The following is a 26,213-nucleotide window of genomic DNA, read 5'->3' as shown; positions in this document are numbered from 1 at the left end:
CCATACTTAAATGGATCCCGTTTTTTGTTTTATAGACTCTTTTTGAAGACCGCTGAATATTCCTGTAACGGAACCAATCACCACCCTTGCTGCCGCAATCAGGATTGTTCCAATCACAGTATATTTTGCACCGTAAAGCATCAGGGTTAATAAATCAAATCCCCATTTATCTGTCCCAAAAATAAATTCCTTAGAGGGCGGGAATGGCGCGGATGCCAATTCCTCTCCTTCCTCAGTCTGGATGTAACCGATCTTCTTATTGTAATCAACATCATACGGAGCAATCCACGGGCCAATGAAGGAAACCACAATAAAACTTGTTAGCAACAGCAGGCCGGCCAAAAACTTTTTATTCTTAAGCATGTTTAAGAATCCTTTCAATAAGTATAATCAGTAGTTTAAAAGAAAGGAAAACAGCGATATAAAGAAGAACCAACGTGAACAAACTTAGAACGACGACATTGTACTGATATCCGAATTTTACTTGGAGCTGGAACAACATCGTCGTGATTCCCCTGGTGTTGTACAAATACTCAACGATAAATAGATTGCTGATCATAATGCTTGTTACCTTATGCAAATCCGCTTTAAGAAACGGAATGACATTCGTTGTGATATGGAATAAATAGATTTCAATCTTGCTTAAGCCTTTCGCGACAGCTGTGACAATGTAATCTTCCGTTATGACTTCGTGTGTTCTTTCATTTAATGTCCTGACCAGATATACAAATGGAATGATTACAAGTGTAAGGATCGGAAGGAAAATGGCCGGTTCATTCGTGCTCAACGACGCCACTTTCACTGTCTTTATACCAGTACTTTTGTAAATACCGTTAACCAAAAGCTGTAATATTAAAATAAAGATGAAATCAGGAATCATCCCTAGAAAACTTAGGATTCCGTTTAAGTATCTCCCACTTGCCTTCCATAGCCATATCCCAAACACAAACGATAAAAGGATGACAATAAGACCCGATCCTGCTACATAAAAATAGGACGAATTAAAGTAACCTACGATATCGGAAGGAAAAAACCTCTTGCTGCTGCCCGAAATGTAGTAAAAGGACTCTGCTGAGAGAATCCCTTCCAAAAATCCCCTTACGACAATGACAATCATCTTGGGTTCAAATGCAATCTGCTGCTGGCCTAGCATAGGATTGCCAGTGTAATAAAAAACCTGGGGTATTGCTGCTAGAATCAATAACGCAAATAAGCTAATCAAGTACCGAACCAAATAGCCAAGAGTATGCATAGTCCTCCCCCCTTTAATGGTTTTTTTGAATGCGTTTATATGTAGTTAAGCAAGTATGATAAAGTGTAATTTTTTTAATTTTAACATAATTACCCAATTGTATAGCGTGGATTTTCAGTTTTCTCAAAAAAGAAGCAATCCAGTTCAGTTAGAACCAGATTGCTAATATTGCATATTACCATGAAGTTTTTTAATCGAAATTTTAAAGGGGCGACTTATTCGCTTTCAATCACATTCCCCTCTGCTGGAATCGGATATTCTTTCAGTAACCGGGCAAAATGCAAGAGATTATAGGCGGTAATTTTTGCATGCTGCATTGTAAAATCGTTCTGAAGTCCATTTGCTTCAATGAACGAAGGCCCGGGACCGGCTTCGCCTACCCAATACGTATCTACATTCGGGGGAATCGTAAACCCAATATGCGACAGGGCATAAATCAGGTAGCTTGAAACGTTTTTCGCACCGTCTTCATTTCCGGTGACAACCGCTCCGCCTACTTTGTCGTAGTAGAGATATTGGCCTTTTTCGTTGGTCAAGCTGCTACCGCCATACAATCTTTCCACAACTAACGTGGCTAGGCTGCTCTGTTCCCCAAGCCAAATTGGAGAACCGAGCAATAGGATATCCGCCTGCTTCACTTTTTCAAAAATTTCCGGCCACTGGTCGTTTTCATTCACCGCCTCATGGGTAATGCCAAAACCAATTGTATAATCAGCCACCCTCAGTACTTCCGTTACGACCGCGTTCTTATCAAAAATCTTGACAATCTCATCAATCAGCGCACGGGTATTGGATTGCTGCGTACTGTCCTTCAGGCTGCAATTCAAAACTAACGCTTTTATGGTCATTGCTACCTCTCCCTTAGTGAGTGTTACAGTATTCCTATTCCCTAAGGTTTTTTAAAAAAATTAGAAACCTGACAAACAACTAGTTTTTATCAAAAATGCCTGTGACGAGCTTTTTGTCAACCTTGTCGCCTTTCCCTTTCCTGAGTTCTTCAACCCACCAAAACGCTTTTCTTGGATGTTTTAATACCTCTTTGGCTTCCCTAGGATGTTCTACTACCGGAGCGGAACCTCGCAGCGACCTTCCCGCTGTTTCTTTTACAAACAAGGTAACGATAACGAGTCCGAAGGCGCATATGCCCATCAGGTAATAGGCCGGCACCATTTTGTTGCCTGTCATAGCAACGAGCCATGCAACCACTAGTGGGGTCGTTCCTCCAAACAGGGAAGTAGATGTATTATAAGTGATTGCAAGTGCCCCATATCGGACTCTTGTAAAAAATAATGAAGGCAGCGTTGCCGGGAGTGAGCCTTGAAAAGCGGATAAAAGTGCTCCCAAGATAAATAATCCGAAAAAGGCTCCAACGATATTACCGGACCGGACGAGCATAAATGCAGGGATGCTGAGGACAATTGTCGCAATCAGCGCTCCGGTCAGGATACGGTTTCTGCCTATTTTATCACTCCAATAGCCCATCGCCATTATCAATGGAATCATTGCAATCATAACAAGGATCAGCAAAAGGAGCCCGGTTTGTTCCCCATATCCCAGGTCCTCTGATAAATAGGACGGCATATAGGTAAGGACGGTATAGACCATCACATTATAAAAAATAACAATGCCTGTACAAATCAGGAGCGCTCTCCAATGACCGGAAAATATTTCTGCGAGGGAAGTTCGCTCCTTTCCATCTTCAATCAATTCGTTCATCGCTTCGAATGCCGGTGTTTCCTCTAAATGGTTGCGCAGGTAAAATCCAATCAGTCCAAGCGGAGCTGCAATAATAAACGGAATCCTCCAGCCCCAGGCGACCATTGTATCTGTTCCCAAGATGAAAGTAAGCGTTGTAACCAAGGCTGCTCCAGCAATGAATCCCACGAGAGTGCCTACTTCCAGGCCGCTTGCCATGAAAGTACGTTTTTTATCCGGCGTCGTTTCGGCAATGTAAGTCATTGCACCGGCATATTCCCCTCCCGTAGAAAATCCTTGTACCAGCCTTGCAACTAGCAGCAATACCTGCGCCGTAATCCCAATTGATGCATAACTCGGAATCAGCCCGATACTTAACGTAGCCGCAGCCATTAAAATTAACGTAAAAGCCAAAACCTTCTTCCGGCCAATCCGGTCGCCCATCATCCCAAAGAATAAGCCTCCAAGCGGGCGGGCAATGAATGCAACTGCAAAAGTCGCGAAAGCATAAATTAATTGAAAGGAGGGATTTACTTCAGGAAAAAACACCTTCCCCATCGTTACGGCCAAAAACGAATAAATACCAAAATCAAACCATTCGACTGCATTCCCAACAGATGTCCCAATCATTGACTTTTTTGCAACGCGTGAATCAACTACCGTAATAGCCTCTTCACTTAATCCTTCTACTGGTTTACTCACAATGTTCCTCCTGTTGTTTTTTTAGGGTCAGACCTCCTTAGGCCTTTTCCCTAATAAATAGCTACTAAACAGTAGAATTTTTTGTAACTCCAACTCCGATAATCTCGGGAACCCGAAAACCCTATCCCATTCTTTTTTTGACGCACCTTCAGCAAACAGACTATACTTTAAATTGAAGGAAAATTCTGAAAGGTTGAATACGATGATAAATACATACGAGTATGCCAAGGACCTTGACCGGCAGGATCCTCTCGCACCCTACAGGAATGAATTTTATGTAAACGAAAACAAAATTTATTTGGATGGCAATTCGCTCGGGCTTTTATCCAAACGGGCGGAACAATCACTGCTCGGGATGATCGAAGCTTGGAAAGAGCATGGCATTGACGGATGGACGGCAGGAGATCATCCCTGGTTCTATCTGTCGGAAAATCTGGGGAACCAAGTTGCGCCGCTTGTCGGCGCGGATGCAGGCGAAGTCATTGTCACTGGCTCGACTACAGTAAACCTTCACCAGCTCACCGCCACCTTTTATCAACCAAACGGGAAACGAACGAAAATCCTCGCTGACGAGTTGAATTTCCCGAGCGACATTTATGCCCTTCAAAGCCAGTTGAAGCTAAAGGGTTTCGATTCCGCGAGCCACCTTATACAAGTAAAAAGCAAGGACGGCCATACCCTTAATGAAGAGGCCATCATTTCAGCAATGACCGAAGAAATTGCCTTAATCGTCCTGCCGGGCATCCTGTACCGGAGCGGCCAAATCCTTGATATGGAGTTTTTGACAAAAGAGGCCCATAAGCGTGGAATTCCAATCGGCTTCGACCTGTGCCATTCAATCGGATCGATCCCCCACCGCCTCACTGAATGGGATGTCGATTTCGCTTTCTGGTGCCATTACAAGCATTTGAATGGCGGTCCCGGTTCGACGGCCGGGCTATATGTAAACAAGAGGCATTTTGGAAAACTGCCGGGCCTGGCCGGCTGGTTCAGCTCCAACAAGAAGAAGCAATTCGACATGGAGCATGAACTCACACCCGCTGGCGATGCCGGTTCCTACCAGATCGGCACTCCGAATATTTTCAGCATGGCGCCAATCCTCGGCTCTCTGTCGATGTTCAATGAAATCGGCATGGATAAAATCAGGGCAAAGTCACTCAAGCTCACCCGATATTTAATGGAGCTTATCTCGGCAGAACTGGACGGCCACGGTTTCATTCTCCGGAACCCAATTGACGAGGGAAGGCGTGGCGGGCATGTTTTCCTTGAGCATCCGGAAGCGCCAAGGATTTGCAAGGCGCTCAAGGCGGATGGAATCATACCTGATTTTCGGGCGCCGAACGGAATCCGGCTCGCCCCGGTTGCGTTATACAATACGTTTGAAGAGGTCTTTCAAACAGTCCAAATCCTGAAGGAAATCATGGACGAGGAAAAATACAAGGAATTTGAAAACAAGCGGGGAATTGTGGCATGACAAAAAAGAAGTGGATGGATATCTCACAACCCCTTCATGACGAGATAGGACACTGGCCTGGCGACACACCGTTTAAATATGAAACTGCATTTACAAAAGTACAGACCGGGTCCGTCAATATTGGCAGGATCACCACCAGCCTGCACACAGGCACCCATGTTGACGCACCCTATCATTTTGACAATGAAGGTGAACGGATTCTTGGACTCACTATTGATGTGTTCATTGGCCCGGCGCGTGTTATCGACGTCTCTTCCTTTGAAAAGGTTGATGCGGAACGGCTCCGAAGCTTTGACCTTGAAGGAGTCGAACGGCTGCTTCTTAAAACATCCGTACCGAACAACCCGGACCACTTCCCGGTACGAATTCAGGAACTGCAGCCTGATATCGCGGCTTATCTCAGCAAAAAAGGCGTAAAGCTGATTGGCGTCGATGTCCCTTCTGTCGACCCGCTCGACAGTAAGGACATGGCAACACATCACGCCCTGTATCGAAACGGGATCCACATCCTCGAAAACCTCATGCTGGATGGTGTCGAGGACGGGGACTACGAACTAATCGCCCTGCCGCTTCCCCTCAAGGAAGCGGATGGGAGCCCAGTCCGCGCGGTGATCAGGAAGCTGTAGAAGCGTACTTTTGTAAAAGTCGGCCCATGCACCGGGCTTAAGGCACCTGACAAGCGTGCCGTAAAACACCAAGGAGGTTCGAAATGGTTGTAGACGACCAAAACCCAACAACCGGCGAAACAAGTATTCTTACTGATTTTACAAACAATATGACATACAGCGAGTATTTGCAGCTTGATAAAGTCCTGTCGGCTCAAAACAGGTTATCAGGCCACCACGATGAAATGCTGTTCATCATCATCCACCAAGTTAGTGAACTGTGGATGAAACTGATCATCCACGAACTGAATGCGGCGATTGCCTCTATTAAGGCCGATAATCTCTCCGCCGCGCAAAAATGCCTGGCGCGCGTCTCAAAGACTCAGGCACAGATCATCCAGGCATGGGACGTACTGTCGACACTGACACCGTCCGAGTATATGGAATTCCGGCATACGCTTGGCCAGTCGTCCGGCTTCCAGTCGTACCAAAATCGAATGATTGAATTCGCGCTTGGCTACAAGAACAGCCATATCCTGAAAATCTATCAAAAAGACCCGGCACTTCATGCCGAGCTGAAGAAAGCGTATGAAGCTCCGAGCATTTATGATGCCGCCATCCATGCGTTGCATAGAGCAGGATTTCCAATCGACGGGGAAATCCTGGCCCGGGACGTAACGAAGTCCTACAAGGAAAACGACTCGGTACGGGCCGCGTGGATGGGTGTGTACAAAAATACAAAGGCCAATTGGGAGCTATATGAGCTCGCTGAAAAACTTGTCGATATCGAAGACTCCCTTCAGCAATGGCGATTCCGCCATATGAAAACGGTCGAGAGGATCATTGGCTTTAAAACGGGCACTGGCGGCTCATCGGGAGTCGGCTACCTGAAAAAAGTGCTCGACCAGCGCTTCTTCCCTGAACTGTGGGATATTCGGACAACATTATGATGACGGCGGCCGCAGCTCCAAAGCCCAAACGGATGCGGCCGGCCGCCTTTTTTTCGTTTCGCAGTAAAAAGGGAAAATCAATGATTGGAGAAGAAGCTGTTAAACAACAGTGACATTCTCCAGATTTGCCTTATTCCCTTTTAGAATTGCATACGTCAATTTATCCATGGTGGCACCGTCAAATACAGCTTTCTTTACATTTGTTTTAAAAGAAACATTTCGGAAGACCGCATTTTTAAAAGATGTTCCTTTTAATCCCGCATCGTTAAAAATGGTCCCATTGAAAGTTTGATTGTCAAAACAAACTCCTGATAAGTTGGAATAAGAAAAATCTGTATCATCCAAAATGGCTTCTTTAAAACTTGCTCCTCCCAAATTGGACTTATTCATTTTGGCTCCCCTAAGATTCGCCCGATCGAATATCGCATTGTCTAAATTACTGCATTTAAAAGAGCTGTTCGATAAGTCCGAACCGGTGAAGTCGCAACCCTCGAGATTGCTATAGTTGAACTTGCCGTCATGAACGTTCACTGAGGTAAAATCCGAATTCGGCATGTTGCTCTTCGATAAATCCATTCCTACCCTTTGATGCAGCTCTCTCGTTTTATCATGGATCGCTTCAACAATTTCCGATATGTCTCCAATCGAATCAATCGTTTTGTGATAAGCGATTTCTTCCGGCAAACCCTCCCTTTTCAAATCATCCATCTTTTCCTGTAGATTTTGATAAAGCTCCTCTTTAATCTCCTTAATGGCCTTTATGTCCTCATATGGAGAAAAGATACCATTCAGGTATGTCTTTAGCTTATCACTCATGCCGTTTTTCCACCTTTCAAATTAAAGAATCGAGGATTTCTTTGGCATATTCCCAATTTCTTTTGTTTTCTGAGTATGTCGTTCTGCCTTTGTCAGTCAGCTGATAGTACTTCCTGCGGCCCCCTTGGGTTTCATCTCCCCAGTAAGATGCAATATTTCCTTCTTGTTCCAGCCTTTTCAAGCTGGAATACATCGTTGCTTCTTTCAGTTCATAGCGGCCATTCGACCCGGAATGGACCAATTTGGAAATCTCATAGCCGTATTTATCCCCGCTCATCAACAGTTTGAGGATAATCGTGTCTGTATGTCCCCTTAATAAATCGGACGAGAGTTTTAGACTCACTGGAGCTTTCCACCTCCTTAACAATAATTTACATCATATTACTATGACAGTCAAGGTAATTTGTTGAGTGATGTAGTATGACTGATTAGCCAACTTTACGTGTCATCAAAAAAAAGGAACCTTAGAAAGGATTCCTTCTTGTTGTTTAGCTTATGAATGGTGGGTGGTACGCACTTTCGTGTGTTTAAACTAGAACAGACAAAATTGATTACTGGCCCTTTCTTAATTGATTACTCATAGCCTTATAACTTCAGCCTTCTAAAATCCTCAATCAATTCCATCACAGCCTCTTCTTTTGTTGCCCAGGAAGTGACGAACCGAACCGCCGAAGAATCCTCATCAGCTTTCTCCCAAATTAGGAAGGCATATTTTTTTTGCAGCTCGGCGATCAGCTTGTTAGGCAAAATTGGAAAAAGCTGATTGGACGGAGAATGGGTCAGGAAACGGATATTGTCTTTTTCCAAGGCAGACCGAATGAGCCCGGCCATGCGGTTCGCATGCTCCGCTAGTTCAAAGAAGAGGCCGCCCCGGAACAGCTCCTGAAACTGGATTCCAAGCAGCCGTCCCTTGGCGAGCAAGGCACCTTTCTGCTTCATATGGTAGCGGAACTCCTCCTTCAGCTGGTCGCTGCAAATCACAAGCGCTTCTCCCAAAAGGGCCCCGTTTTTTGTTCCCCCTATGTAAAAAGCATCAACGAGCCCAGGCAAATCTTCAAGGCTCAAATCATTTTCTTCGGAACATAAGGCAGAGCCAAGCCGGGCGCCATCCATAAAAAGAATGAAACCGCGCGATTCGCAGACCTCCCTCAAATCTTGAAGCTCCTTTTTCGAGTAAATAGAACCGATTTCCGTGGAGTTCGATATGTAAACCAATTTCGGCTTGACCATATGCTCATCGGTATGGCCGTCCGCCACTGCATGAACATGATTTGGAGTAAGCTTGCCATCCGCCGTTTCCACGGTAATCACTTTATGGCCGGTCGCTTCAATTGCGCCTGTTTCATGCGTGGCAATATGGCCAGTGCTTGCCGCAATGGCTGCTTCATGCGGACGCAAGAAAGCGGAAATCGCGATGAGATTCGTCTGGGTCCCGCCTGACAGCAAATGAACATCGACATCAGTCCTGCCAAGCTTTGCTTTAATAAGTTCGACCGCATTTTTTGTAAAAGAATCCTCCCCATAGCCATCCTCTTGCACCAAATTAGACTCCATCAGCGCACTTAGAATCCGCGGATGCGCCCCTTCACTATAATCATTTTTAAAACTGTACATTAAGCATTTCGCTCCTTTTTGGACGTTGTCTATTTCATTTTATAAGATTGGGCGGCGAAAGGGAAAACTGTTACTTCAGCTACCCAAAATAAAACAAGCCGGAAATCAGTATGATTTCGGCTTGTTCTTGAATGATATATCCCCTAATTAAACTGATTCCACAGCAACAGCCGCTTCGTCCTCTACCGCAAGTTCAAGCAGATAATGGTGGGTGATTGCAAGGAATGCCTGCCCTGCCAGGGCCATCGCCCGCTCATCGAAATCAAATTTCGGATGGTGGTGCGGGTAGCACGCTCCCACTTCCGGATTCTCAGCCCCCGTATTGAAAAACATCCCCGGCCTTTCCTGAAGGTAATAGGCAAAATCCTCGCCGCCCATCTTAGGGTCGAGCTCGACAAGCTTTTCCTCGCCAACCACGTTTTTCATTACATCATAAAAGATCTCTGTCTCTGCTTCATGGTTCACCACCGGCGGATAGCCCCGCTCATAGGTGATTTCAGCGGTGGCATGGAACGCCGCGCAAATCCCATCCACAATGACTTTCAATTCCCTTTCTATCTGGTCGCGCACCTCGGGATCGAATGTCCTGACCGTTCCGGAAATCTCGGCGGAGTCGGCAATGACATTAAAAGCATTCCCAGCATGGAACGAGCCGACCGAAACAACCGCGGGCTTCAGCGGATCAACGAGGCGCGAAACGATATGCTGGAGCTGATTGACAATCTGGGTGCCAATGGCGATGGAGTCGACCGTTTCATGGGGATAAGCGCCGTGTCCGCCTTTTCCGTTAATTTTTATAACAAAACGGTCCGCAGCAGCCATCATTGGCCCCTTCCGATACCCATATAGACCATACGGAAGGCTTGCGTTTAAATGCGTACCAAATACAACGTCAACGCCATCAAGGCATCCATCCGCTATCATCGCGGCCGCGCCCCCTGGGGCAACCTCTTCCGCATGCTGATGAAGAAGGACCACATTCCCATGCAACTGTTCACGGTGCTCGCTCAGCACCTTTGCAACCGCCATGAGTGTGGCTGTGTGCCCGTCATGCCCGCACGCATGCATGACCCCCGGAACGGACGATTTGTAAGGAACGTCTTTTTGATCTTGAATAGGCAAGGCATCAAAATCGGCCCTGAGAGCAATCGTTTTCCCCGGCTTGCCGCCCCTGATCGTCCCGACAACTCCGCGCCCCCCAACGCCAGTTCTCACTTCAATGCCCAGGCTCTCGAGATAACCGGCAATTTTCTGCGGAGTCCTGACTTCCTCGAAGGACAGCTCCGGGTTCATGTGAAAATCCCGTCTCCACTCCACCATCTCACCAAACAATTCTTCCAATCTTGCATTCCAATTCTCCAACAAGCCGATTCCCTCCATTATGTATATGAATTATGCTTCTTTTTAAATCTTCTGAAAAACATTATAGCACTTATGGAGGCCATTGGACTCTTAAAAATGATAATTACATGAGGACAACCGTATATAATCTTTTATTTTGTGAATCGGGATGCCATTTTACGCTTGCATGGGTTCTTACGTATGCCATTCTTATTTCAATTTTTCATAAAGGATTTTAACTTTATCTCGTTTTTCTTCAAATTCCACTTTTCCAAATCCAGCCACGTAAACTGTAACAGGATGGAATCGTGCATATTTGTCAGAAAAGAACCATTTCCTATCTGTTTTCACAATAATAAACAAACCATTTGCATCACCAACAGGCGTCAAGCCTTCACTATCATTTCGCCAATTAGGAAAACCTGACGCATTGAGTTTCCTCACAAAGGGGATTACATCATCTACAACAATTCCTATTTCACTTATATTAAGGAAATCCTTAGAAGAAAAGTTATTGCTGGTTCCGTTACGCAAATGATGGCGGGCTATTAATTCGACGATATTTCCAGAAGGATCTTCAAAATAGATTGCATGTGCGTTCCAACTTTCGAAATGGACTTCGACATTCCCATCCTCACTGTTTAGCGAGATTCTGGATTTAGCCCAAGCTACCGCTTCGTTAAATTTGTTTTCGGGAATATTAATTGCGAAATGGTAAAAAGGATTGCCACTAAGGCTTTCGCGAAAATTCACGTCTGTTTGCCCAACCTTCACAGTAAACTCTTTATCCGATTCAGCGGAGATGGGTAACTCAAGTACATTTCTATAGAAATCTTTCATTTCGGTTAAGTTGGATGCCAACAATGCTAGTTTACTAAATTCCAAAACGATCGCTCCTTTTAATAATTTGTATCCTAATTATAATAGGAATTCCCTTCCGTAAAATCCTCCATTGGGACAAAATCCTTTTCTACTTATGTTCCGTAAATGTATACGGCTAAAGTTGCAGGAGACCTATATTCCATACTATGAAAGTGCGCCGATCTTACCTACGTTTAAAGCGCTTCTAACTGTGGCACGGCAAGTAGGATCCGTAACATAAAAAGAGTCTGCCGAACCATCGCGGCAAACTCCCATTTTAATAATATACTTTGATCTTGATCGTTTTCGTTCCCCACTGAAGCGCTTTTTTGTGGTCAGGGATGAAAACATCGATTTTATTTCCTCGCACCGCGGAACCCTTATCACCAGCAATCGCTTCGCCGTATCCAGGGACATATACTTTTGTTCCAAGAGGGATCAGCTTTGGATCTACCGAAATGATTTTCAAGTTCGGGTTCTTTTTCAGGTTTATGCCTGTGGAAGTGATGCCGCTGCAATTTTTGCAGCTGCCCGTGTAGGCTGTCGCCTTTACTGTGATTTCCTTGTAGCCCTTTTGAGCGGATGCTGGTTTGGCAGCTTGCTTTTTCGCCGGCACCGCATCTGTACTGCTAAGTTTTAAAACCTGATTTAACTCGATTTTATCTGATTTCAAGTTGTTCCATGTTTTCAATTGATTTACTGTTATGTTATGTTTCTTGGCGATGCCCCATAGGCTATCACCTTTTTGAACCTTATATGTAGCTCCAGCAGCTAAAGAAGCATTCGAAAAACTGAAAAGTACAACAATCGCTGTCACTAAGCTCAAGATGGTCTTTTTCAAATTCTATTCTCCTTTAACTTCCTTGATAGGAATATGATAGCAATTCAATGTAACAATCACGTTACACTTAAAAACTATTTTTGTTACAAAAAGCTGAAACATTTCAGAATTGTACTATTTTTCACCACTAAGCTAAATAGAGTAATCAGGAATACGTACGAGAAGCAGTTTGGGCAGTGAAGGCCCTCTCTTTTGCTGAGCGGTTGCAATTCAGGTTGAACGATTTTTAAGAAGATGATACCATCAAGGCTGAATGGGAGTGGTTTTGGTAAACATAAGGAGAGATATACTATGGCACGTGACCGAAAGTTTTCTACTGAAGAACTATTTGAACTGACACAAAACCTGTTGCTTGAGCATGGATATGAAGGATTTACCTTTAGTATCCTCGCCGAGCACCTTAATGTGTCCAGAGGAACATTGTATAAATATTACGAAAATCGTGAGGAACTGATTACGGAATTCATGCTTTATGAAATGGGCCAGTTTCTTGCTGATGTAAAAGAAATCCAATCTATTGAAGGTTTTGAACAAAAATTTGATTTCCTGCTTAGCCTTATGTTTAAAAATCCAAAGCTGCACAAGCTTATTGAAATTGGCCAGCATGTACGCGCCGATGTGAATGAAAAAGTGCAGGAAAATATTGCCCAGCTCGAAAAGCTGCATGTACAGATGTATCACAGCATGGAAGGCTTTATTAAGTCAGGGCGGCAGGAAGGGATACTCAAACCGGAGCTTCCCGATTCGCTGATCCTCGGTTTTATTTTTCAATCTGTAGCAATCCCCAATCATTTCGGAATTCCACATGAAAAGTGGGTTGCGGCTATAAAGGAGATCATTGCTACTGGAATGTTAAGAAATATTTAATTGACACTGCTGTCACTTTGCAGGATAATTTTCTGAGACAGCAGTGTCATTTTTTTTCGACTGAAAGTGACAGATTTGTCACTTTGGAATAAGGAACAGGAAGGAAGCGAAAGAATGAGAAGATTTCTGGAGGCAATTACAGACCGTGTCACGACTAGAAAAGGCATGTGGACGACATTGGCCATCTGGCTTGTTGTCACAATGGCCTTGGCAGTGTTTGCTCCTGGGGCAAAAGAATACGAGGTTACGAGCATCGCTTCACTGCCCGAAGATTCCCAGTCCGTTATTGCCCAATCTAAAGCGGATCAATACTTTTCAGATAATGCAGGAATTCCTGCCATTTTAGTGTTCCAAGCGGACAAAGGAGAGATTGCCCTGGAAGACCTTGCATCCATTACGGATGAAATCGTTGCGGCAGACATTATAGGCGTTGATGAGGTCATTCCTTTATCAGCGTTGCCGCCACAGGCTGCTGCCGGTTTTTTCTCAGGGGATAAAACAACGGCGGTCGTTCCGTTAACACTTGACGCATCATTGGAAAATAAAGAAATTAAAGCATCCAAGGAAAAAATTGAGGAAGTAGTTGGCGATGCCTCGGAGTTGAATCTCTATATTACGGGTCCGGCAGGGATTGCAGCAGACTCGCTAGATTTATTTTCCCGGGCTGATGTTGTCCTCATTTTATCGACAGTAGGCCTCATTCTTGTATTGCTTATCGTTATTTATCGCTCGCCTTTATTGGCATTGATCCCGCTTTTGGCAGCGGCATTCGTCTACGAAGCCGTCATGCAAATTCTAGGTTTGATGGGAATGGCAGGGCTTGAAATCGGCAATCAGACTTTATCGATTATGTCGATCCTCCTGTTTGCCGCGGTTATCGATTACTCCTTATTTGTGTTCTCGCGCTTCCGCGAGGAGTTGAAGGATCATGAAGATAAATTTATGGCAATGAAGCTTGCGATGCGTGAAACAGGTATGCCGGTATTCTTCTCCGGTGGGACAGTCCTTGCCGCGATGCTTGTTCTGTTCTTTGCCGAGTTTGGCGACTACCGAAACTTTGCTCCAACGTTTGCGATTGCATTGGCCGTCATCATGATTGCTTCGGTTACATTGGTGCCTGCCCTGTTCACACTTTTCGGAAGAAAATCGTTCTGGCCAAAAGTGCCAAGGGTTGGGGAGGAAAAAGTAAAATCAAATTCAATCTGGAGCAAGGCTGGCCGTTTTGTAACGAGGAAGCCAGGTGTGGCGGTTGCACTAGTTTCAGCCTTCCTTCTGCTTTCTGCGGGCAATATGTTCAATTTGAAGTATGAATTCAATACAATGAATTCATTTCCGGAAGACATGCCTTCGCGCAAGGGCTATTACATTCTTGAGGAAAAATTTGAAAAAGGCGACCTTGCTCCTACAACCGTCATATACGAAGGCAAGGAAGCTGTTTCTGAAGACCAGCAAAACGCGCTTGCAAAAGAACTCTCTTCCAAAGACCTTGTCAGCAATGTCCGCATGAATGGCGTTGCGGAAGAAGGCAGGGTCCTGAATTATCAGCTGACATTTGAGGAAAGCCCTTATTCTGTTGAAGCAATGGATGCGATGGAAGCGATTATAATGGATAAGGAAAAAATCACCAAGGATACCGGCCTTGATGGCAAGCTTTACTTCGCTGGTGAAACGGCAGGCTCGGTCGACGACAGATCGACTAATGGCCGGGACCTAATCGTCATCGTTGCCCTTGAAACACTCCTCATCTTTGTCATGCTAATTGTTTTGACCAAAACGATCCGCATGCCGATTTACATGATGGGAACCATTCTTGTGTCATTCCTGGCTGCATTGGGCCTGGGAATGTTCCTGACGAACCTGTTCTTCGATATTGATACAATTTCAAACCGGGTTCCGCTATATTCGTTCGTCTTCCTTGTTGCGCTCGGAATTGATTACAACATCATGCTCGTTTCCCGTTATCAGGAGGAAAGGAAGAAGCATCCTGTAAAGAAGGCCGTTGAGATAGCGGTAGCCAATACAGGCGGTGTCATTTCTTCCGCAGGCCTGATTCTTGCAGCGACATTTGCTGTCCTGATGACCCAGCCAATTCAGCTGTTGTTCGTGTTTGGCTTCATCGTCGCAGTTGGCATCCTGCTCGATACGTTCCTGATCCGGGGAATCCTCCTGCCAGGGCTGATTGTCTTTTTTGAAAAAGATAAAGCAGTTAAGGCGGAATCGTAGAATGTAAATTAGACTGGCCCAAACGTGGTCAGCCTTTTCCATTATTCCTGCTTTTTTATAGAACAGTCCTGGCACAGCCTGAGTTAAGCTCCGTCTTTTCTCAAAGTTATACTTCCTTGTCAGATGACACCCATTATTGGTAATTGTCAAAAAAAACCACATAGAATCCTTAATTTTTCTAAAAACAAAAAACAGGTACCTAGGCTTAAAAGGCCGAGGTACCTGTCCATATTTTTCATTATTCAAATGTTACTACAGGTTTGATTGTTTTTCCGCTCTTCATATCTGCAATGGCTGTTTCAATTTGTTCAAACGGATATTTCTTGATAAATTTATCAAATGGAAACTTGCCTTCCTTATAATAATTAATTAATTGAGGGATAAATACAGGCGGGTTGGAATGTCCCTCTGTTGCCCCTACAACAGTACGATTTGGGGCAACCAAGTCATCATGTATATGGATGGATGCTTCTCCGCCTACCCCAACGACTGCAACTGTTCCACCTACTGCCAAACATCTGATAGACTGAAGGACTAATGCTGGAACGCCAGTAGCTTCAAAAGCATATTGCGCGCCTTTTCCTGTAATTTTATGAATTTCACTTACAACGTCTACCTCCTTGCCATTTAAGGTATGAGTTGCGCCTAACTCTTTTGCCAATGCTAATCGTTCTTCATCAATATCCACCGCGATAATAGTTTCACAGTTTAACAACTTGGCCGCCATAATTCCGCTAAGACCCACTCCCCCGCATCCAAAAACAGCTATAGTTGAACCTTCTTCTGGATTTAACACATTCAAAATCGTTCCTGCCCCGGTCTGGATCCCGCAAGCTAAAGGACCTAAAATAGTTAAATCAACATCTTTATCAACTTTTACAAGGCTATCAATATGAGCTATAGAATATGTCGCCAAAGAAGATTGACCAAAAAGTATAGCTACTGGCTTATCTTTATGAGATAGACGTGTTGTCCCATCTTTCATCGTTCCGCCAAAATTAAGAGCACCTATATACTCACAGCTTCCTTGTTTTCCCTGTTTGCATGCAGGACAAGTACCACAGTAGGTAAATCCAACCACCACGTGGTCTCCTACATGAAAATCAGTTACTTCATTTCCTACTTTTTCAATAACTCCTGCCCCTTCATGTCCTAATGCAATAGGAAGTGGGGTAGAGATTTCTTGTTCAGAGACGCTTAAATCTGTATGACAGATCCCTGTACCAACCATCCTTACTAGAACCTCATCCGATTTAGGTTCTGCGATATGTACATTTTCCAATCGTATATTCCCTTTTTCTTCAACTAACGCAGTTTGAATATTCATCTAGCTTCCCCCTTCGTGATGTATATGATTACCCCGAGCGTCAATCTATTGATATAGTCCATATCTATCTTAAAAAGATATAGTTACTAAATGAATTGAGTACAAAAGGTATCTATCAATAATTATAGGGAAATAATATTTTAATTCAAATATTTTGAACTAATATAATTAATCGACAATAGAGAAAGACCTGTACCTTTCTCTGCCATTTCAGAAAAGTTAATACATATCGTTATCTGTGTATATACTTACCAAACCAAAAGAGACACCTTACCAAAAAACAGGCAAAGACATAACTAAGGGGATTGGATATAAAGTACAAAATTTGAATTAACAGTGCTATCACTTAGCTATTTGTGTTAGAATTAGCAGGCATTTTGGTAAGTAAAATAATAAAGAAATGGTTGGAGCGTTGATTGCTCCAACCATTTTTTTCGTATTATTCACTTTAACATTAGCACCCGTTTGTTTAAGGCGTTTATTCACAAACTATGTTAATACAAAATAGGAGTATCGCATTGTGAGAGAAGTTGGAAATGACTAAAAATAAAAAACCTCCCATATAGAGAAGTTAAAATCATAGGTTTCTATTGTGCTTAGCCATCCGCTTTAAGTGTTCAACTTCCTCTTTAGAAAGTTTCACTTTTCCTGATAAATGATTAAAGACCTCTTTTATACTAAATTGCTTTGTTTCTTTTACTTTTTCTTCGGTTAAATCTGGATCTGCAATAGAACCAAATCTCAGTCCTTCTAAGAATCCTTTGGCCGCATCTTTAATTACATTTGGTTGTTTCTTATCTTCTTTTTCAGCCAATCCTTACCCCTCCTATGTAAAATTAAAGACTTTTTAGTTGTTTGTCATCATTCTCTTTAGTCTTGATTTTATTTAAACCAATTTCAAACAGCGAAAGCAACAGACCCATCAGAATAAAACTACTCAATACAAGAATCACATTAATTATTCTGTCTATCCAAGGAATCTTCACAAAGATCCCAATAGTGCCGATGGCTAAAGAAAATAACAATAAAATGACAAAGTATAGGTTGGTTCTTCGCTGTTTTTTAAAACTCATAAAAGCACCTCCTAATTAATAAGTATTAGTAATTATTGTAAATATAACTGCACCTAAAGTTTGCAAAGAGTTTTTATTTGGAGCATTTATATTATACCATAATTTTACATAATTATCAAAAAAATATGACAATAATAAACTTCAGGCGTTCTTCAACAAAACTCCCGTTAGCTTAATAACTTAAAAAAGGGTATAAACAAAATAACGGGAATTTTGTACGTTAAGGCTGAAAACGTTGATATAAAAGGAATTTTCTAATAACGTTTATTTATGGTTCTATCTCACGTAACAGGGTACCAAATAATAGCTCCAATGGTGTTCCAAAATCCAAAGTGTCAGCACAATCCTTTTTGGGACCGCCTTAGCGTACAGAAACAGCCTACTTTCTACTTCCAAATACGCTTGCCGTATAAAATTGTCGAAATGTTAGCGAGACCCTTTTTAACATTCTATAGGCAGTTGAACTTACTTGGTCCCTTAATCCTCATAATCTATATAGTTAATATCATTTGGATAAGGACCAATTTTATCCCAACCATCAAATGCTTCATATTCGTAGATTAAAATTCCTGAATCAGTTACTTCTTTTATTGTCAGAACAACTACAATTTTTTTGGGATGTGCACCAGGTATGTACAATGGGGCATCTAATGCCAATTTATTATTAGTATCTCTATATTGAATATAGAAACTAAGGTCGTTGGGTCCATTAAATGTTTTAGGCACATGGATTTCGCCTAATTCGTTAGCATTTAAACCTTTCACTGAACCGATTTTTTTATAATTTGGGTCACCTATAGTTCCTAAGGAAAATTGCAGGTCAGGTAATTCTACATGACTCTGGTTTATTACTTTAACTGTTATCCCATCTTCGTATTCAGGATAGTATGTATCCTCCTTTAACCAAAACTTATAAAAGATTAAAATGCCTATAACAAGAAAAAGAACAAAAAATATAGTACCAATTAATATCGTACTTTTCTTTATTACCACAATATGAAATCCTCCCTTTTTTACCCTAAGTCCCATATTTCCACATATCCATAAACCTGTTAAACTCTACTCCCCGTTTGTTCAATAACCAATTCATTAAAAAAGGCTGCTACTCCTTCTTGGATCAATGCACTCGTTAATGCTATTAGCAACAAGGTATTTATTACTTAAAGCTGAAAAACAAATTTAGCGATTAGAATAATTAATTTTCTTATCATTTGAATTTACAAAAACGGTTATCTCATTTTGATTTTTATCTTTTCCTTGAATTACGAAGTATACAGGTGTTAAATTTTTTGCATTATCAGGGACAACTTTGCTTAATTCATCATCACTTAAAAGTCTGATATCTACTTTCTCAATCGTTGAAAGATTATAAATATCCATAGCACCTTTTGTGCTTCGTCTTGTGTTACCTTGGGTCCTTTGAGAGTGCTGTCAGTGCTACAACCATAAGTTACAAATAATATTGTTATCATCAAAAATAGAAAGAGTTTCTTAACTTCCAATTGATATCACCTCGCCTCTTTTTCTTATTTGACGATTCTTTTATAAAGGCTGTTTTCGTAAGCTTTGTTGTTTTTAGATAGGGTTTTAAAAATCAACTTTAATTCTGGGGGTTTAGCAAAAACCAAGGTATCTGTGGCAAATATTAATAAAATTGTAAAGAGAACAACAATGAGGCTGGCCGAAAAGTGGCCAGCCTTTTCCCTTGTTCTTAACATGTTCAATCCTTAGCATAGCCCGCGTTTTTGATGATTGCCGTTAATTTTATTTCCTATTAACAAATACAGCCAAACATTTAATATTTGGGAAAATTTTTTTCTAAATAGCCTCCCTCCCTATAAACTTTTAAGTTTTTAAAATATTTCCTTGTTTGTTCCTTCAATTCACTAAAATAATCATCACCTATAAACTGGTATCCGTATTTGCCAGTTTTACAGTCCTAGTGGTCCATCCTTCATTCGTTTTTGAGCTAAAAAAATCCGGATACCCATAACTTAAAATTCAGGCTGATTGAAACGCTTTTTGTCAAATAGAGAAGAATGCGTATGTTGCCGGGCCGGCAGACAAAATGAATCAAATGACTAATAAAGCAACGGAAATCTCTGTTAGGGAGGATCAAATAGCTGTTTGTACGGTTCACTCGACAGATAGACTGTATTTGTCGAAATCTTTAACAGGAAAAACATAGTATTATAGAGTAATTCCTTCCCCCTAAAAGCAATATTGCTTCTTCCAAACCCCCTCATATATTGCTTCATTTTCTTTCTACCACGATAATATTTCATCTATTTGCCATATTGGGAAAATCGTGCCAAACGATAAACGATAGTGGATTTTTACCTGTTGTCTAAATATTCAGATTCCTTTACTCTTGTTAAAAGAAAGGAGGTTCGTCTGCTTTTTTATGTTTTTTACAAAGAAATTGATTAAGTGAGAGGGAGTTGAAATGTATTGGTAAAAAGCAAGAGATTGCGTAAATGGGTTTCTCAATGGCTTATATTCATACTTGCACTAACAACACTCACTGCTCCGGCCTCTGCTTCAGGAAGTGCTTCCATGCAAAAGGCTGATCTTCAAACTAACGCACCTCAACTAGCTGCTGACAAAATTGCTCCTAAACTAGCCAAACAATTTGAAGACGATGAATACGTCACCTACCTCATTAAAATGAAAGAACAAGCGGATGTTAATGCCGTTTCGAAAAACGCCCATGATGCATCACGAAAGAAAAAAGAACCTCCGGCCGTTGCCAAGCTTGCTATGCGTAACGCTGTTGTTTCCTCTTTGCTGGAAACAGCCTCCCGTACACAATATGGTTTGGAAAAATACTTAGAAAGCATGCAAAAAAAAGGAGAAGTAAAAAAGTTTGAAAGCTTCTTCATAGTTAACGCAATGTCCGTAACGAGTACGAAAAACGTTATGGAAAAAATCGCTTTACGCGCTGAAGTAGAAAAAATTCTGCCGAATGAAGAGCGGTTCCTAAATAAAGCGGAAAAGTCAACGGCTACTGAGGAAAAGAATGCAACAGCAGATATCCAACCTAACAATATTGAGTGGAACATTAATCAAGTCCGTGCTCCTGAAGCCTGGGAAATGGGAATCGATGGAACTGGCACAGTGGTTGCGAACCTCGATACAGGTGTCGATTTGAACCACCCTGCGTTGAAGCGGAAATGGCGTGGATATGACTCGAACGGCAATGTGGTGAATCCAGAATTCAACTGGTTTGATGCCCACAGTGGCGCTTCCATGCCTGTCGATACGGATGGCCACGGAACTCATACGATGGGTACGATGGTTGGTTCTGAAGCAAACGGAACGAATCAAATCGGTGTCGCACCTGGAGCGAAATGGATGGCGGTCCGTATATTCAATCCATCTACGACAGATGAGATTATCTTGCGGGGCGCCCAATGGCTTATTGCCCCGGTTGACAGTAATGGGAATCGCCACCCGGAAATGGCTCCGGATGTTGTGAACAACTCATGGGGCGGCGGCCCTGGCCTTGACGAGTGGTTCCGGCCAATGGTCCAGTCATGGCGCGCGGCACAAATTTTCCCAGAGTTTTCAGCGGGAAATGTCCGTACCGGCAACCCGGGAGGACCCGGTTCTGTAGCGAACCCTGCTAACTATCCGGAATCTTTTGCAACAGGGGCAACAGACATCAACAACAAAGTAGCTTCTTTCTCACTTAGAGGCCCGTCTCCTTATGAAGAAATTAAGCCTGAAGTATCCGCTCCAGGAGTAAATGTTCGCTCCTCGGTACCTGGCGGGGGCTATGAAGGCGGATGGAACGGGACATCGATGGCCGGCCCGCATACAACGGCGCTAGCCGCATTGCTGCTTCAAGTAAACTCATCCCTCACGGTGGACCAACTTGAACACATTATTCAAACAACAGCAATACCATTAACTGATGCCGAATATCCTACAAGCCCGAACAACGGGTACGGAAGCGGATTGATCAACGCCGCTGATGCTGTAGGCTCGATTCTAAGCGGACTTGGTTCTGTATCCGGGCGGGTCGCTACCGCAGGTGATGATTTCGAAAAGCCTGTAATCGAACACACTCCTGTTACCATAGCCTACACAGGGTTTGACATTCCAATTTCAGCCCGTGTATCGGATAACGTCAGTGTCGTTACCGTAGAAGCCTTTGCCCGAGTCAAAGGCAGCACACACTGGACGTACATTCCAATGACACGAAAATCCGGTGACTATAAGAACGGCGTGTATGAAGCCTCTATTCCTTACTTCCTCGTTGATACGAGAGGGACGGAATACTATATCCGCGTAAACGACTACGGCAATAACGGTTTTGAAACAAACAAATACCAAATTGAAGTATCCAATGGAGTGAAGCCTGGTTACATGCAGGACTTTGAAACAAATATTGACGGCTTTAGAACTGGCGGGACGAATAACACATGGGAGTGGGGTGTTCCTGTCGGAGGCCCTGGTTCGGCAGCCTCTGGTGAAAAGCTCATCGCAACGAATGTTGACGGGCCATATCTCAATAACTCCAACTCGTACATGATGATGCCTCCTATTGATCTTCTGGATAGCAATGAAGGTGCACTTCTCTCCTTCAAGCACTGGTTCAACCTGGAGACCAATTTTGACAGAGGCGTCGTGTATGCAGCAGCGGAATCCACCAATTTTGAATTCGTTTCTTTAGCTTCCTTCACAGGGGTAAGCGGTGGATGGAAAAACCAAGTCGTTGACCTATCTCGATTTGCAGGTGAACAGGTATTTGTTATTTTCAACCTGCATTCAGATGGAACCCAAACACGGGATGGCTGGTATATCGATGATGTGGCGGTTATCGGAGCGGATAATGTCGCGCCTGCTGTACCGGCTAACTTAACCGCCCAGGCAAATTCTCTCGGAATTGTATCGCTTGACTGGTCAGCTGTTGCCGATGCAGATTTCAAAGAATACAATGTTTATCGTTCTTCTGTCTCAGGCAGCGGCTATGAAAAAATCGGAACGACAACTGACAATAGATTTTCAGATTCCAACACTGCCAATGGCGAGACATATTTCTATGTCGTAAGAGCAAAAGACTACTTTGGCAACGAGAGCGGAAACTCCAACGAGGTATCTGTCACCATCACCGCCCCGGTAACAGTATACAGTGATAATTTTGATGGCGAAACGGATAATGGCTGGACACATTCCGGTACAAGGGATGAATGGGAGCGCGGTACTCCTTCCGGAACTGGTGCGCCAGTACCTCCATCCGCTCCAAATGTTTGGGGAACGGATCTTGATGGAAATTACGAGAGCAGCAGCAACTTCTCTCTCGTCTCTCCAGTCATCGACCTAACGCAAACAACAAACGCAACACTTGCATTCTCGCACTGGTATGAGCTTGAGACAAACTATGATAAAGGCTTCGTTGAAATTTCCAAGGATGGCGGTACAACCTGGACCCAGCTTGGATTATTCAGCCACTCCACAAACGGCAAAAACTGGTCTACCGTTACGTATGATATTGGCGCGTATTCCGGCCACCAGGTTCAAGTACGATTCCGCGTAACATCCGATGGCAGTGTAGTAAAGCTCGGATGGTATATCGATAACTTTATGGTTTTGGCAGCTTCTGGCCCGCAAAATTCTCAAAGTGATGTTCAAGAAATGGTTAAGCCGAAAGCGGTTTATAATGAACCAGCACTGAAATTGACAAGAACAGAACCGGATGCATTGCCAACACAACCTCAAGGCGGAGTTGGGCTGCAAAGCCTGCCTGCCAATGCGACTGTTACTGTCATTGAAACAGGAAGGTCTACAAGGACGGATGCAAGCAACGGACGCTTTAGCATGATTCATGTGGCCGGTGACTTCACCCTTCGTGCGGACGCCTACGGATTCTATCCACAAACCCGTCCTATACAAATTGTTGACGGAAGGGATACATCAGTCAGCTTTACACTTGAACCGATTCCATATGGCATCATTACAGGTGTAGTGACGGATGAAAGATCCCACGAACCAATTCCAGGTGCGACAGTAATGGTAATGGAAGATGCCCGGATTACACCAGTAACAACAGATGAAAACGGCGCATTCTCCCTTGAAGTTTTGGAAGGCACGTATACTCTCGCGGTTTCTGCTGATGAATATTACAACAAAAATTCAACAGTTACCGTTACAGGCAATGGTTCGGTTGAATCAAATGTAGCCTTGAAACCATTTGTCGGATTTGAAGGAACAATCGGATATGATGATGGTACAGCTGAAAATGCCCGCGCATGGAACGCAGCCGGCAATGCCTGGGCAGTGCGGATGACTCCTGAAAATGGTGCGGCGCAAGTAACAGGCGCTATGTTCCGCTTCTGGAATACCGAATGGCCAGTTCCAGGCGGCACGGCATTCCAGTATGCGATTTATGATGCCACTGGTGCAAATGGTGCACCAGGCCGATTGCTTGCAGGCCCAGTCAACGGGACGGCTAAACGCGATGGCACCTGGACATCAGTGAGCTTCCAAGAGCCCGTTATGGTCGATGGCGATTTCTATGTTGTTTATATCCAAACATTTGCGAATCCTAATACTCCAGGATTGGCTACCGATGAAAACGGCAAGAACGCTCAGCGCAGCTGGCAAAGAATCAGCGGAGCTTGGAGCCAGTCTCCTGCAGCCGAAGGCAACTACATGATACGCGCGGTCGTTCAATACCCGATCGGTGCGCCAGTTATCACATCTCCGGCAGATGGCTCCTTTACAAATGATGAAAACGTTACAGTAACGGGAATTTCCCAAGCCAATGGTGCTACTGTCAAGCTGTACAACGGCAGTGAACAGGTTGGAACCGGTACGGTTGAAAACGGGAAGTTCAGCATCGAAACAACGTTGAATACAGGTGCAAACTCCCTATCCGTGGAAGCGGCCGTAAATGGAAAGTTAACAGACCGCTCCGAGCCTGTCAGTGTGACCCTGGATCAGACCGCCCCTGACCTTAATGTCACGGCACCAGTCCAGGATTACAAAACAAACCTTGAAATGATTTACGTAACAGGGACTACAAGCGACGAACATCTTGATACGTTAACAGTGAATGGCCAATCTGTAAAAGTTAACGCCGACGGTACTTTCTCACACAAAATACTAGTAGACGCCGGTGAAAACACGATTACGATAGCCTCAACTGACCGCGCGGGCAACACAACTACAATAACCCGCAATGTAGTCGTCGACCTTAGCGCACCAGAGATTACAAACATTTCACCAGCTACTGACGTTCGCATTAAGCCAGGTGAAAACGTGCATGTATCCTTCGACAGTGAACCTGGACTTAACGCTTCTTTCCGGATCGAACTGCCATTAATGCCATCTAGCGGCAATAATCAGATTACAATGGCAGAAACGTCCCCGGGACATTACGAAGGAACGTATAAAACACCTGACACCTTTAAGGTTGATGGCGGGGTTATTGTCATCCGGGTGGCAGATCAATCAGGCAACCAGGTTGAAGCAGCGGCACCAGGAAAGCTATATGTGGCCGAACCTCCAGCGGAGAACAAAGCGCCAACCGCAGTAATCAAAGGCGAGGCAACAGCCAAGATGAAAAAGGCTACGAAATTCGATGGTTCCCAATCCAGCGATCCTGATGGAACAATTGTCAGCTACCAGTGGAACTTCGGTGATGGAACAACCGGTACCGGTGCAACTGTTAATCACACATTTAATAAGAAAGGCACCTATACCGTCACGCTAACTGTTACTGACGACAAAGGTGCGACGAATTCAACAACGCACAAGATTGTGATTAATTAATCCGATCTAGTCTTCCAACCTTCCCCCTGAGAAATCAGGGGGGTTTTTTGTTTTTCAAAAAAATTATAGCCAGGGCAGCTATGTAATCAGCCCTGGCTTTCCATTTACTTATAAAATTCCCACATTTTGATTCTGGCGATGCCTCGTACACCACTTTATTTTAAAAACGTACTAGGCATGACGACAGAAACGACCTCTCCGCGGGCACAAAGGATATCCTTCGCAAATACTTCGGTATGAACCTTCCATCTTTTTGGATGGATTTCTTCCACAGTTCCAATTGCTTTTAACGGAACATCTTGTGGCGTTGGTTTAAGGAATTCCACATTAAGTGAAGCAGTCACAAACCTGGGCGGTTCAGATCCATCTCCTATTTCATTCCCATTCTTTCGATGTAAAGCAAGTGATGCGGATCCCGTTCCGTGGCAATCAATCAACGAAGCGATCATTCCGCCATAAATAAACCCCGGAATACCCATGTACTTTGATTCAGGAGTAAAGATTGTAACCGTTTTATCACCTTGCCAGCCAGTTCGAAGATGATGGCCATCTTTATTTAACCGGCCGCACCCATAACACCAAGCAAAATCATCTGGGTAAATATCTTGTATTGCTTTTTCAACTCTTTCTTCCATCATTCATTCTCCTTATTAATCTATTAAGCAAAAGTTTGCATTTCTCCGGGTTGTACCATAAATATATTAAAGTTGTTCCATATGCACAACAGTTTACTGACAATTCAGTTTTCAAGAGAGCTCTGTTTTAAAGTGATACACGAAAGAACCTTCCCGCA

22 protein-coding genes are annotated in these 26,213 nt (G+C 43.5%); 6 read left to right on the top strand and 16 right to left on the bottom strand.

The features are described 5' to 3' along the window. Positions 1-6 precede the first annotated feature (6 nt). The 4 genes from RB160_RS16200 to RB160_RS16185 form a co-directional block, all read right to left on the bottom strand. Positions 7-363 (bottom strand): hypothetical protein, encoded by a 357-nt coding sequence (locus RB160_RS16200; RefSeq protein WP_316571466.1) that lies wholly within the window; start codon positions 361-363, stop codon positions 7-9. Further along, complete coding sequence (locus tag RB160_RS16195; RefSeq protein WP_316571465.1) at positions 356-1,252, bottom strand: ABC transporter permease subunit; 897 nt, start codon at positions 1,250-1,252, stop codon at positions 356-358. Before RB160_RS16195 ends, RB160_RS16200 begins: the two co-directional genes overlap by 8 nt. A 215-nt stretch (positions 1,253-1,467) precedes the next feature. Continuing rightward, positions 1,468-2,100, bottom strand: a complete 633-nt coding sequence (locus RB160_RS16190; protein WP_316571464.1) for a flavodoxin family protein — start codon at positions 2,098-2,100, stop codon at positions 1,468-1,470. Between the two features lie 79 nt (positions 2,101-2,179). Beyond that, complete coding sequence (locus tag RB160_RS16185; RefSeq protein ID WP_396954734.1) at positions 2,180-3,652, bottom strand: MFS transporter; 1,473 nt, start codon at positions 3,650-3,652, stop codon at positions 2,180-2,182. Positions 3,653-3,851: 199 nt separating this feature from the next. On the opposite strand from RB160_RS16185, the gene kynU reads away from it, so the two are divergent. From kynU to kynA, 3 genes are all read left to right on the top strand, one after another. Continuing rightward, positions 3,852-5,123, top strand: a complete 1,272-nt coding sequence (kynU, locus tag RB160_RS16180; RefSeq protein WP_316571463.1) for a kynureninase — start codon at positions 3,852-3,854, stop codon at positions 5,121-5,123. Continuing rightward, complete coding sequence (gene kynB / locus RB160_RS16175; protein ID WP_316571462.1) at positions 5,120-5,749, top strand: arylformamidase; 630 nt, start codon at positions 5,120-5,122, stop codon at positions 5,747-5,749. The genes kynU and kynB overlap by 4 nt, the downstream gene beginning before the upstream one ends. Positions 5,750-5,832: 83 nt before the next feature. Next, positions 5,833-6,678 (top strand): tryptophan 2,3-dioxygenase, encoded by an 846-nt coding sequence (gene kynA / locus RB160_RS16170; RefSeq protein WP_316571461.1) that lies wholly within the window; start codon positions 5,833-5,835, stop codon positions 6,676-6,678. A 99-nt stretch (positions 6,679-6,777) separates the two neighbouring features. Here the strand turns inward: kynA and RB160_RS16165 are convergent, their stop codons facing one another. The 6 genes from RB160_RS16165 to RB160_RS16140 all read right to left on the bottom strand — a co-directional run bounded on the left by RB160_RS16165 (position 6,778) and on the right by RB160_RS16140 (position 12,151). Beyond that, positions 6,778-7,494, bottom strand: coding sequence for a pentapeptide repeat-containing protein (locus RB160_RS16165; protein WP_316571460.1), 717 nt, complete (start codon positions 7,492-7,494; stop codon positions 6,778-6,780). A gap of 16 nt (positions 7,495-7,510) precedes the next feature. Further along, positions 7,511-7,837 carry a PadR family transcriptional regulator gene (locus RB160_RS16160; protein ID WP_316571459.1) on the bottom strand — a complete coding sequence of 109 codons (327 nt, stop codon included), beginning with the start codon at positions 7,835-7,837 and terminating at the stop codon, positions 7,511-7,513. 242 nt (positions 7,838-8,079) lie between these two features. Next, the gene (locus RB160_RS16155) at positions 8,080-9,108 is read right to left on the bottom strand and encodes a threonine aldolase family protein (RefSeq protein WP_316571458.1); all 1,029 of its coding nucleotides are present in this window, start codon (positions 9,106-9,108) and stop codon (positions 8,080-8,082) included. A 147-nt stretch (positions 9,109-9,255) separates the two neighbouring features. Continuing rightward, positions 9,256-10,473, bottom strand: coding sequence for a M20 family metallopeptidase (locus RB160_RS16150; RefSeq protein WP_316571457.1), 1,218 nt, complete (start codon positions 10,471-10,473; stop codon positions 9,256-9,258). A 186-nt stretch (positions 10,474-10,659) separates the two neighbouring features. Continuing rightward, on the bottom strand, positions 10,660-11,334 hold the full coding sequence (locus RB160_RS16145; protein ID WP_316571456.1) for a VOC family protein: 675 nt from the start codon (positions 11,332-11,334) through the stop codon (positions 10,660-10,662). 253 nt (positions 11,335-11,587) lie between these two features. Beyond that, on the bottom strand, positions 11,588-12,151 hold the full coding sequence (locus tag RB160_RS16140; RefSeq protein WP_316571455.1) for a 3D domain-containing protein: 564 nt from the start codon (positions 12,149-12,151) through the stop codon (positions 11,588-11,590). 291 nt (positions 12,152-12,442) lie between these two features. Here RB160_RS16140 and RB160_RS16135 point away from each other — a divergent pair, with 291 nt between their 5' ends. Both RB160_RS16135 and RB160_RS16130 read left to right on the top strand, forming a co-directional pair. Beyond that, a complete protein-coding gene (locus tag RB160_RS16135) occupies positions 12,443-13,018 on the top strand; it encodes a TetR/AcrR family transcriptional regulator (protein WP_316571454.1) in 576 nt (191 codons plus the stop codon). Positions 13,019-13,132: 114 nt separating this feature from the next. Further along, positions 13,133-15,241, top strand: a complete 2,109-nt coding sequence (locus RB160_RS16130) for an MMPL family transporter (protein WP_316571453.1) — start codon at positions 13,133-13,135, stop codon at positions 15,239-15,241. A gap of 238 nt (positions 15,242-15,479) precedes the next feature. Here RB160_RS16130 and RB160_RS16125 read toward each other — a convergent pair whose 3' ends face one another. From RB160_RS16125 to RB160_RS16105, 5 genes are all read right to left on the bottom strand, one after another. Beyond that, the gene (locus RB160_RS16125) at positions 15,480-16,568 is read right to left on the bottom strand and encodes an NAD(P)-dependent alcohol dehydrogenase (protein WP_316571452.1); all 1,089 of its coding nucleotides are present in this window, start codon (positions 16,566-16,568) and stop codon (positions 15,480-15,482) included. 577 nt (positions 16,569-17,145) lie between these two features. Next, positions 17,146-17,382 carry a hypothetical protein gene (locus tag RB160_RS16120; RefSeq protein WP_316571451.1) on the bottom strand — a complete coding sequence of 79 codons (237 nt, stop codon included), beginning with the start codon at positions 17,380-17,382 and terminating at the stop codon, positions 17,146-17,148. A 22-nt stretch (positions 17,383-17,404) separates the two neighbouring features. Continuing rightward, complete coding sequence (locus tag RB160_RS16115) at positions 17,405-17,641, bottom strand: hypothetical protein (protein ID WP_316571450.1); 237 nt, start codon at positions 17,639-17,641, stop codon at positions 17,405-17,407. A gap of 477 nt (positions 17,642-18,118) precedes the next feature. Then, a complete protein-coding gene (locus RB160_RS16110) occupies positions 18,119-18,634 on the bottom strand; it encodes a hypothetical protein (protein ID WP_316571449.1) in 516 nt (171 codons plus the stop codon). 186 nt (positions 18,635-18,820) lie between these two features. Further along, a complete protein-coding gene (locus RB160_RS16105) occupies positions 18,821-19,021 on the bottom strand; it encodes a hypothetical protein (RefSeq protein WP_316571448.1) in 201 nt (66 codons plus the stop codon). 1,071 nt (positions 19,022-20,092) lie between these two features. Here RB160_RS16105 and RB160_RS16100 point away from each other — a divergent pair. Continuing rightward, a complete protein-coding gene (locus RB160_RS16100; protein WP_396954731.1) occupies positions 20,093-25,420 on the top strand; it encodes a S8 family serine peptidase in 5,328 nt (1,775 codons plus the stop codon). 155 nt (positions 25,421-25,575) lie between these two features. On the opposite strand, the gene RB160_RS16095 is transcribed toward RB160_RS16100, so the two are convergent. Then, on the bottom strand, positions 25,576-26,055 hold the full coding sequence (locus RB160_RS16095; protein WP_316571501.1) for a PaaI family thioesterase: 480 nt from the start codon (positions 26,053-26,055) through the stop codon (positions 25,576-25,578). Positions 26,056-26,213: the final 158 nt, after the last annotated feature.

Source organism: Neobacillus sp. YIM B06451 (genome assembly GCF_032667185.1).
Lineage (GTDB): Bacteria > Bacillota > Bacilli > Bacillales > Cytobacillaceae > Bacillus_D.
This window is presented reverse-complemented; position numbering and strand designations above follow the sequence as displayed.

What these genes read in the sequence shown, in the direction of transcription:
- RB160_RS16130 (WP_316571453.1), top strand. Translation starts at nt 13,133, where the DNA reads ATGAGAAGATTTCTGGAGGCAATTACAGACCGTGTCACGACTAGAAAA.
- RB160_RS16155 (WP_316571458.1), bottom strand. Translation starts at nt 9,108, where the DNA reads ATGTACAGTTTTAAAAATGATTATAGTGAAGGGGCGCATCCGCGGATT.
- RB160_RS16195 (WP_316571465.1), bottom strand. Translation starts at nt 1,252, where the DNA reads ATGCATACTCTTGGCTATTTGGTTCGGTACTTGATTAGCTTATTTGCG.
- RB160_RS16165 (WP_316571460.1), bottom strand. Translation starts at nt 7,494, where the DNA reads ATGAGTGATAAGCTAAAGACATACCTGAATGGTATCTTTTCTCCATAT.
- RB160_RS16190 (WP_316571464.1), bottom strand. Translation starts at nt 2,100, where the DNA reads ATGACCATAAAAGCGTTAGTTTTGAATTGCAGCCTGAAGGACAGTACG.
- RB160_RS16115 (WP_316571450.1), bottom strand. Translation starts at nt 17,641, where the DNA reads ATGAGTTTTAAAAAACAGCGAAGAACCAACCTATACTTTGTCATTTTA.
- RB160_RS16135 (WP_316571454.1), top strand. Translation starts at nt 12,443, where the DNA reads ATGGCACGTGACCGAAAGTTTTCTACTGAAGAACTATTTGAACTGACA.
- RB160_RS16095 (WP_316571501.1), bottom strand. Translation starts at nt 26,055, where the DNA reads ATGGAAGAAAGAGTTGAAAAAGCAATACAAGATATTTACCCAGATGAT.
- RB160_RS16200 (WP_316571466.1), bottom strand. Translation starts at nt 363, where the DNA reads ATGCTTAAGAATAAAAAGTTTTTGGCCGGCCTGCTGTTGCTAACAAGT.
- RB160_RS16105 (WP_316571448.1), bottom strand. Translation starts at nt 19,021, where the DNA reads ATGGATATTTATAATCTTTCAACGATTGAGAAAGTAGATATCAGACTT.
- kynU (WP_316571463.1), top strand. Translation starts at nt 3,852, where the DNA reads ATGATAAATACATACGAGTATGCCAAGGACCTTGACCGGCAGGATCCT.
- RB160_RS16125 (WP_316571452.1), bottom strand. Translation starts at nt 16,568, where the DNA reads ATGAATATTCAAACTGCGTTAGTTGAAGAAAAAGGGAATATACGATTG.
- kynB (WP_316571462.1), top strand. Translation starts at nt 5,120, where the DNA reads ATGACAAAAAAGAAGTGGATGGATATCTCACAACCCCTTCATGACGAG.
- kynA (WP_316571461.1), top strand. Translation starts at nt 5,833, where the DNA reads ATGGTTGTAGACGACCAAAACCCAACAACCGGCGAAACAAGTATTCTT.